Below are 7,179 nucleotides of genomic sequence, written 5' to 3'. Positions count from 1 at the left end.
GCGCCACCAGGAGGTGCCGCTGCTCGCGACGCTCATGATCAGGCTCGCTCCCGGCACCGGGTGCGCCGTCTGAGCGCGGTGGACCTCCGCCGGGCTCGTGCCGCATGCGGCGGTGCGGGAGCGCGACTTTCTTAAGGATCGCTTACGCGACCGGCACCGGTGCTGACGCCGGATGCATCTCTACTGTGGACTGTCCCCGGGAGCCGGCAAGGCTCGCCAACGAAGCTCTTTCGAAACGGGGACTGTCATGTCATCGCACACCTCGCCCTCGACGTGGGCCCGGCGGACAGCGGTGCTCTGCCTGCCGCTCGCGCTCGGGCTCACCGTCGTGTCCACCGCGTACGGCGGGCCGGCGCACCGGCCGCGGCCGCGCCCCACCACGTCACCGACGACCGGTCCCACTCCCGTCCCGACGGCGTCGCCGACCGCCGGCCCGAGTCCCGCCCCGACGCCCTCGCCGACGGTGAGCCCGAGTCCCGCCGCGTCGCTGCCCGGGGTGCCGGACACCCTGCGCCTGTCGTCCTTCCCCTACGACGGATTCCAGTTCTGCTCGGGCGGGCACCCGGTGTCGACGAGCTCCACGCCGACGCTCGCCGCATCGCCGACGGAGGCGGACGGCAGCCACCCCGGCCCGTCGAAGCCTTACCCGAACCTGCTGGGCAGGTTCGAGATCGCCCTGCCGGACGGGCCGGCGTTCACGAACGTACTGGCCCCGCGTTTCAGCGACTACGTCCTTGCCTACGGGGTGCCGGCCGGCGTCCTGACGGACGGGGAGTACCGCTGGCGGGTGCGCGCCGAGGAGGGCGCCGAGGTGTCGGCGTGGACCCCCTGGTGCTACTTCACGGTCCGCACCGCGGCCTGACACGGTCCGCCGATCCGGGCGACGAGCGGTAGCCTGTCCCGGTGGCGCGCAGGGTGAGGCACATCCTGGACGCCCCGGGCAGGCTCAGCCCGCGGGCTCGGGCATACCTGGCCGCTTTCGGCAGGCGGCATCCGGTGTGGACCGCCGACCAGCACCGCCGACACTGGCACCGGCACGGCCGCTCCGACGCGGCCATCGAGCACCTGGCGGAGTACCAGATGCGCTGGGGCGGGCTGGAACTGCCGCCGACCCGCGAGTACGAGGGCGGCCCACGGGTCCTCGACGCCGACGACCTCACCGACGAGGAGGGGCGCGGCTCCTGCTTCACCGCCGGCGAGCAGCGTTGCTCCATGGCGTACGCGTTCATGGTCGACGGCGCGGGCCGGTTCGGCATCGTCGGGGACAAGACCTGGGTGCCGCTGCACGGCTCCGTCGCGGGCTGGGTGGAGGCCGCCGCGCTGGCCCACTTCGCCGCCGCGCTGCCCGCCGAGGTGCGCCTGGCCACCGGCCCCCGGATCGACGGGCTGCCCGAGCGCTACCGCCTGCGCCCCGTGCGCGAGGTCGACGGCGTGACCGACGGCTGGTGGTACGGCGACGACATGCTGCTCGCGATCTACCGCGGCGAGGCCCGGTTCTTCGGCAACCCCGCGTACCAGACCGCGTACCTCTACGCCGACGTCGACGGGCTGCCCGAGCGGCTGCGCGCCGGCTGACGCGCCGCGGCGGTGGTGCGCGGGCTCGCTAGGCTCGGCGCGTGACCCCCGCTGCACCGCTCCCCTCGAAGATCCTGATCTACGGGGTGTACGGCTCCGGCAAGACGACCCTCGCCCGGCGGCTGTCGGAGCTGCTCGGGATCGCGTGGCGGCCGGTCGACGATCTCACCTGGGAGCCGGGCTGGCGCGAGGTCCCGATGCCGGTCCAGCGGGAGCGGATCGCCGAGCTCTGCCGCCGGCGGTCCTGGATCCTCGACGGCGCCTACCGCGACTGGCTCGACATCCCGCTGGCCTCGGCGGACCTCGTCATCGCACTCGACTTCTCCAGGTCGCTCACCCTGCGGCGGCTGCTGCGCCGCACCGCCCGGCTGGTGTCCACCGGCGAGACCATCTGCAACGGCAACCGGGAGACGCTGGGCAGCGTGCTCTCCTCGGAGTCGATCATCCTGTGGCACTTCGGCTCGTTCGGCCGCAAACGCCGCCGGATGCGGCAGTGGGCGGCCACCTCGCCCGGCCCGCGCGTGCTACTGTTCCGCACCCCGGAAGAGCTCGACGCCTGGGTCTGCGGGCTGCGGCCGGTCAGCCCGCCGTCAGCTCGACGGCGGAGAAGTTGATGGTGCGGCGCACCGCGAAGCCCATCGCCTCGTAGAGCCGGATGGCGCCGGTGTTGTCGCTGGCCGCGTGCAGGTACGGCGTCTCGCCGCGCCGGCGGACCCCGGTCGCGACGGCGCGGACGAGCCGCGTGGCCAGGCCCTGGCCGCGGTGCTCCGGGTCGGTGCACACGGCGCTGATCTCGGTGAACCCCGGCGGGTGCATGCGTTCCCCGGCCATCGCCACCAGCCTGCCCTGTCGGCGTACGCCCAGGTAGGTGCCCATCTCGATGGTGCGGGGCAGGAACGGGCCGGGCCGGGTGCGGGCGACCAGGTCGAGCATCTCCGGCACGTCGGCGGCGCCCAGGCGCACGGCCTCGGGCTCGTCCGCGGGCACCAGCCCGGCGTCGACGAGCTGGACGACGTCGTCACGCCAGGTCGTCCGCCAGCCCTCGGGCACCGGGAAGTCGCCGATCACCACCGCCCGCCCGCCGGGGCCGAGCAGGGCCGCGAGGTCGGCCCAGTCCGGCGCGTCCGCGCCCGGCGGCAGCGCGGCGAACAGCGACACGTCCGGGTCGTAGCAGACGGCCCGGCCACGCCTGTGCGCGAAACCCGCGTGCGGTCCGGCCAGCGCCGAGCCCGCCGGGTCGTCGAGGACCCCGGCCTCGACGGCGTGCACACCGCTGCTCGTCATCTTCGTCTCCCCCGTCCCGGCCGCATCCCGACCATGGTAGGCGCCGATCCGGGATGGGCGGTGGTGCGGACGGTGGGGCGGCGGTGATCGCTGATGCCGGTCGACAAGTGCGGCCAGGCCGCGGTTGCCGACCGGAGTCAGCGATCATTCAGGCCGGGCCGGCCGCTGCGGGGTGGTGGCGTTGCCGCGCCGGGGGTGGGGCGATAGTGTCCGCGGCGCACGGCGCGGTCCCACCCGCCGCGACCGGCGAAGGAGGGTTCAGCGATGGCATCGTCCGGGGTCGTCTTCCCCGTCAGCGGCGGCACCGACCGCAGCACGTCCGCGCTCGGGCGGGCGGTGGTCGCCGACGCCCTGCGCGCGGTCGACCCGATCGGCGCGCGGGCGGCCGAGCACGAGACCAACTGGCGCTCGGACTACCTGGTGCACTTCCGGCGGCTGGTGGAGGCCGGTCTGTCCGACGGCGGGGCCGCGCGCCGCAGCGCCGCCGCGGGCCTGGCGTCCCTGCACGACCGGATGCGGGTGGTGTACGCCGACGGCGAGGTCGGCCTGCGCGAGGCGTTCGCCCGCGAACCCGCGCTGGGCGAGCGGCTGGACACGGTGCCGGTCGCCGGTGACGGCGAGGTCGAGCGCGAGCTGTCCCTGCCGTACCGCGGCGAGCGGCTGCGCGGCGACACGCTGGCCCGGCAGCTCGACGCGTGGGTCGCGGCGGGCGTGATCGAGCCGAGCTGCGCCGAGGCGGTGCGCGCGGTGGCGTCCCATCCGGACTGGCTCGACCTGTCCGACCTGCGCGTGGTGGCCTTGGGCGCGGGCGCGGAGATGGGCCCGGTGCACTCGCTGCTGCGCTGGGGCGGTGACGTGGTCGCGGTCGACCTGCCGCGGCCGGGGCTGTGGCGCAACCTGCTGCAGACGGCGGGCCGCTACGGCGGGCGGCTGCACGTGCCCGTGCCCGCGGGGAAGAAGGACCGTGCCGACCTGGCCGAGGTGGCCGGGGCCGACCTGCTGCACGAGCTGCCCGTGGTCGCGCAGTGGCTGCTCGGGGTCGAGGGCCGCCTGGTGGTCGGCAACTACGTGTACGCCGACGGGGCGACCAACACGCGGGTGTGCACGGCGGTGGACGCGCTGACCGAGCGGCTGCGCGCCGCGCGGGCCGACACGGCGCTGGCGTTCCTGGCCACGCCGACCGACGTGTTCGCGGCGCCCGCCGAGGCGGTGGCGCAGGCCGACGCGAAGTACCGGCAGTCGTCGCTGCTGCGTACGCTGCGCGGCCCGCTGCGCATGGTGTCGGCGGGGCGGCTGCTGCGGCGCAACTACCCGCCGGACGCCGACCCGGGCGTGTGCGACAGCCTGGTCGCCCAGCAGGGCCCGAACTACGCGCTGGCCAAGCGGTTGCAGCGGTGGCGCGCGGCGGTGGCCCGCGAGCAGGGCGCGACGGTCAGCTTCAAGGTGGCGCCGCCGACGCGTACCCGCTCGGTGGTGAAGAACCGGGTGCTGGCCGCGGCGTACGCGGGCGCGCCGGCGTTCGGGGTGGAGGTGTTCGAGCCGGCCACGAGCAACACGCTGATGGCCGCGCTGCTCGTGCACGACCTGCGCAATCCCCCGCCGGTGCGCGAGCACCTGTGGCAGGAGGAGGCGACGGGGGCCGCGCATGGCGGGCTGTGGCGGATGCCGTACGCCCCGCGCAGTGCCCTGGGCCTGGCCGCCCTGCTCGGCTTCGGCGGCGCGCGGAACTGACCAGGTTGATGCCGCTTTTCCCGATATGTTCATGGGGTGGATCTGCTGGCGCTGGGTGGTGAGCGGTTCGTCTCGCTCACCACGTTCCGCCGGTCGGGCACGCCGGTGGCGACGCCGGTGTGGGTGGCCCGCGACGGCGGCGCGCTGGTGGTGACCACGCCCGCGGGCAGCGGGAAGGTGAAGCGGCTGCGCCGCGACCCGCGGGTGGAGCTGCGCCCGTGCGACCGGCGGGGGCGGGTGCGACCGGGCGCCCCGACCGCCACGGGCACGGCCGAGATCGTCGCCGGGGCCGGCGGGGACGCGCCGACCGCACTGATCCGGCGCAAGTACGGCATCGAGTACCGCGTGGTGATGCTGCTGGAACGGCTGCTGGTGCGCGGCCCGCGCGAGCGCGTCGTGCTCCGGGTGACCCCGCGACCCTGACGCCCGCCCACCGCGGCGACGCCACAGCAGATACGGCGCCGGGCGGACACGGCGCGGCCCCGCCGGCGGATGCCGCCGGCGGGGCCGCCGCGCCGGTCAGACCAGCGTCTTGAGGTACGCGTCCAGCGCCTGGTAGGACTCGTTGGCGCCGCCCTCCATGCCGGAGGCGACCATGCCGTCGCGGTCCTCCTTGTTGGCGAACGTCGAGGTGCCGGTCAGCGTGGTCTTGCCGTCCTTGTGCTCGAAGACCAGCCGCTCGACGGAGATGTGGCCCGGCAGGCCCTCCCACTCGAACGTCTGCACGATCATCTCCAGCGGCACGATCTCGCGGATCTCGCCGCGGAAGGCCCACTCCTCGCCGTTGTCGCCGCGCTCGACGAAGCGCCACTTGCCGCCGGGGCGGAAGTCGTACTCGGACACCTCGCACTCGTGGCCGCGGGCCCACCACTTCTTCAGGTGCTCGGCCTTGGTGTGCACCTCCCAGACCAGCTCCAGCGGCGCGTCGAAGCTGCGCGTCATCACGATCTCGAGGTCGCCCCGCAGCTTCACGTCCAGGGTCTTGGTCTCGCCCATCTCACTTCTCCTCGGTGTCGGGACCCGCGCTCTGCAGGGTCCGCAGGTAGTCGTCAAGCCGGTCGTAGCGTTCGTCCCAGAAGCGCCGGTACTGCTCGGCCCAGTCGGCGATGTCGCGCAGCGGGGCCGCCTCCAGCCGGCAGGGCCGCCACTGGGCGTCCCGGCCACGGGTGATCAGTCCGGCCTGCTCCAGCACCTTCAGGTGTTTGGAGACGGCCTGGAGGCTGATCGGGAACGGCTCGGCGAGCTGGTTCACGGTCGCCTCGCCGTCCGCGAGCCGGGCCAGGATCGCCCTGCGGGTCGGGTCGGCCAGCGCCGCGAAGACCAGGCTCAGTCGGTCCATGACCGCCTCTCTATTCAACCGATCGGTTAATCAACCGACAAGTTGAGTATGCACGTCGTGATGGTCGCATGCAACCCATACCCCGGAACGTGGCCCGATGCCCGTAGATTGGCCGCCCATGACCGACGACGACACCACTCCCGGCTGGGACGCCATCGACGCCGCGCTCGCCCGCGTCTATCCCGGCGTCGAGCCGCTGCACTACGGCACGCTGATCAAGTTCATGCTCGGCGGCCCGGACCCGCTGGACGGCATCAGCCTCTACCGGCGCGAGGACCACTGGCACCTGATCGGCTACGGCATGTCCGAGCTGTACACCAAGGAGTGGGAGGACCCGGCCGAGTCCGGCTGGGGCTTCGAGTTCACCATCCGGGTCGCCGCGGCGCCCGGCGACGACGAGCCTCCGGTGTGGGCGGCCAGCCTGCTGCAGAACCTCGCCCGGTACGTCTTCGCCTCGGGCAACCCCTTCGGGCCCGGCCACCACATGAACCTCAACGGGCCGATCTCGCTGGCCCGGCCCGACACCGCGATCCGCGCGGTGGCGTTCGCCGACGACCCCGAACTCGGCGTCATCGACACGCCCCACGGCCGGGTGCGGTTCCTGCAGGTCGTCGGCCTGACCCTGGAGGAGTACGAGGCTGTCGAGCGGTGGGACACGGAGCGGCTGCTCGGCGTCCTGCGCGGGCGGCTGCCGCTGCTCGTGACCGACCTCGACCGGGCCGACCTCACCGGCGACCCCGAGGTCGCCGCGGCGATCGCGGAGGGCTCCCGCCGGGAGGGGTCGTCCACCGGCGCCCTGTTCGTGGCGGACGCGGGCTGGCGGGCCGACGGCGCCACCACCACGCTGCGGTTCGGCGCGAACGCGGCGCCGCGGCTCGGCCGGGTGCTCACCGCCCGGCTCGCGCACGGCCGCGACCTGATCGTCGGGGGACCCGACGGCACCGTGATCTTCCGTCCGGCCGACGCCTTCGCCACGGCCGGCCTCGACGACGGCACGCTGGAGGTGCGGCTGCCCGCCGCCCTGGCCGCGGAGCTGGCGGACGTGCTGCGGCCGGTCGCGGGCACCTACCCGCTCGCCACGGCCCCGGCGCTGGCCGTGCAGATCATGCGGTCGCAGATCCGCGACACCGACGGCAACGTGGTCGCCGAGATCGGCTGACACCAGGCCGCCCCCACCCCTGACGGGTAGCCGACGGCGGGCCGTAAAGGAAGGGCACCTTCTTAACGCTACGCGTATAAGAAGGTGCCCT

General features: G+C 74.3%; 9 protein-coding genes. 6 read left to right on the top strand and 3 right to left on the bottom strand.

What is annotated here, in order from left to right; genetic code table 11:
• Window positions 1-247 precede the first annotated feature (247 nt).
• Genes AB0J67_RS38020 through AB0J67_RS38010 form a run of 3 tightly spaced genes read left to right on the top strand, consistent with a single transcriptional unit; the run spans window position 248 to window position 2,189 of the window.
• Entirely contained in the window at window positions 248-862 is a 615-nt protein-coding gene (locus tag AB0J67_RS38020) for a hypothetical protein (RefSeq protein ID WP_363490151.1), read from the top strand.
• A gap of 41 nt (window positions 863-903) precedes the next feature.
• Window positions 904-1,575, top strand: coding sequence for a hypothetical protein (locus AB0J67_RS38015; protein ID WP_363490149.1), 672 nt, complete (start codon window positions 904-906; stop codon window positions 1,573-1,575).
• A gap of 41 nt (window positions 1,576-1,616) precedes the next feature.
• Complete coding sequence (locus AB0J67_RS38010) at window positions 1,617-2,189, top strand: adenylate kinase (protein WP_363490147.1); 573 nt, start codon at window positions 1,617-1,619, stop codon at window positions 2,187-2,189.
• Here the strand turns inward: AB0J67_RS38010 and AB0J67_RS38005 are convergent.
• The gene (locus tag AB0J67_RS38005) at window positions 2,155-2,859 is read right to left on the bottom strand and encodes a GNAT family N-acetyltransferase (protein ID WP_363490145.1); all 705 of its coding nucleotides are present in this window, start codon (window positions 2,857-2,859) and stop codon (window positions 2,155-2,157) included. The two genes, AB0J67_RS38010 and AB0J67_RS38005, sit on opposite strands and share 35 nt — an antisense overlap.
• Window positions 2,860-3,123: 264 nt before the next feature.
• Here AB0J67_RS38005 and AB0J67_RS38000 point away from each other — a divergent pair, with 264 nt between their 5' ends.
• Together AB0J67_RS38000 and AB0J67_RS37995 are read left to right on the top strand one after the other, a co-directional pair.
• Window positions 3,124-4,590, top strand: coding sequence for a hypothetical protein (locus AB0J67_RS38000; protein ID WP_363490143.1), 1,467 nt, complete (start codon window positions 3,124-3,126; stop codon window positions 4,588-4,590).
• Window positions 4,591-4,626: 36 nt separating this feature from the next.
• Window positions 4,627-5,013 (top strand): PPOX class F420-dependent oxidoreductase, encoded by a 387-nt coding sequence (locus AB0J67_RS37995; protein ID WP_363490141.1) that lies wholly within the window; start codon window positions 4,627-4,629, stop codon window positions 5,011-5,013.
• A gap of 96 nt (window positions 5,014-5,109) precedes the next feature.
• Here AB0J67_RS37995 and AB0J67_RS37990 read toward each other — a convergent pair whose 3' ends face one another.
• Entirely contained in the window at window positions 5,110-5,586 is a 477-nt protein-coding gene (locus AB0J67_RS37990) for an SRPBCC family protein (RefSeq protein WP_363490139.1), read from the bottom strand.
• Window position 5,587: 1 nt separating this feature from the next.
• On the bottom strand, window positions 5,588-5,929 hold the full coding sequence (locus AB0J67_RS37985; RefSeq protein WP_363490137.1) for a metalloregulator ArsR/SmtB family transcription factor: 342 nt from the start codon (window positions 5,927-5,929) through the stop codon (window positions 5,588-5,590).
• Between the two features lie 118 nt (window positions 5,930-6,047).
• Here AB0J67_RS37985 and AB0J67_RS37980 point away from each other — a divergent pair, with 118 nt between their 5' ends.
• Window positions 6,048-7,088 carry a suppressor of fused domain protein gene (locus AB0J67_RS37980; protein ID WP_363490135.1) on the top strand — a complete coding sequence of 347 codons (1,041 nt, stop codon included), beginning with the start codon at window positions 6,048-6,050 and terminating at the stop codon, window positions 7,086-7,088.
• Window positions 7,089-7,179: the final 91 nt, after the last annotated feature.

The sequence above is a fragment of the Catellatospora sp. NPDC049609 genome (assembly GCF_040675365.1).
Classification (GTDB): Bacteria; Actinomycetota; Actinomycetes; order Mycobacteriales; family Micromonosporaceae; genus Catellatospora.
Note: the sequence above shows the minus strand (reverse complement) of the source record. Positions and strands in the feature narration are given on the sequence as shown.